The sequence below is a fragment of the Methylobacterium sp. WL116 genome (genome assembly GCF_008039455.1).
Lineage (GTDB): Bacteria > Pseudomonadota > Alphaproteobacteria > Rhizobiales > Beijerinckiaceae > Methylobacterium.
The window spans coordinates 1-826 of record NZ_VRUV01000977.1 but is presented as its reverse complement, the minus strand read 5'-3'; the positions used below and the strand labels follow the sequence as shown (position 1 = coordinate 826).

The following is an 826-nucleotide window of genomic DNA, read 5'->3' as shown; positions in this document are numbered from 1 at the left end:
GTGCACGCCGCGCGCGTCCGGCCCGGCGATGCGTCGCCGGTCGTCGCACGGCCCTACTTCAAGCCCTGACACGGTTCTCGCGCGATCGAAGGGAGGCCGGATCCGGCAAGCCCGCGAAGCCCGGATCCGCCCTCCCGAAGCCACCCGCCGGATCGTCGTGACGCGATCGTCCCGATCCGGCCCAGCGTTTCATCCGCCGTGCCGCGTGGAGCCCATCACGTCGTGAGGGTCAGGGGCGATCCATATAAGCTTGACGCAAGATCAGACCGTGCCGAACCGGCGGCCTGTATTGCTGGAAGGCGTCTTCTATCCTCATGACGTTGCGTTTCGTTGCCGTCGCGGCCGCTCTCGTCATCGGCGTTTCCGCCCCCGTCTCGTCCGCGCGCGCGTTCAGCTACGAGGCCCCCGTCGACCGCTTCGCGCCGCCGTCCCCCTCTGACGACCTGACCACGGGTTCGGTCGGGATCGGCGTCGACGGCACGCCGCGCACCGGCGGGTGCGTGCCGAGCTCGGCGAGCGAGGGCGACGCCAACCGGCAGACCCGGCCGGTGAGGCAGTACGGCCAGACCAGCGGCGGCAGCCGTTGCTGAGCGGGAAGCGGACCGGGATCGAGACCATGACGCTGTTCGACGACGCGATGATCGGCGCCTTCGTCTGCGGCCTCGTCGTCACCGCCTACGGCTCCGTCAGCGTTCCGATGGCGCTCTGACGGACGGCGCCCATCGTTCTCGCGAGCCGAAGAGGACGCGGTCCCCCTCTCCCCAGCGGGAGAGGGGCCGCGCTGAGCTTCGACGATGCATCCGCGCCCTCGGCCGGGACGCCGCGG

1 protein-coding gene is annotated in these 826 nt (G+C 70.9%); it reads left to right on the top strand.

Annotation, left to right across the window (positions count from 1 at the left end; translation table 11 throughout):
- Window positions 1-314 precede the first annotated feature (314 nt).
- Window positions 315-590 (top strand): hypothetical protein, encoded by a 276-nt coding sequence (locus tag FV223_RS28885; protein WP_147730029.1) that lies wholly within the window; start codon window positions 315-317, stop codon window positions 588-590.
- Window positions 591-826 lie beyond the last annotated feature (236 nt).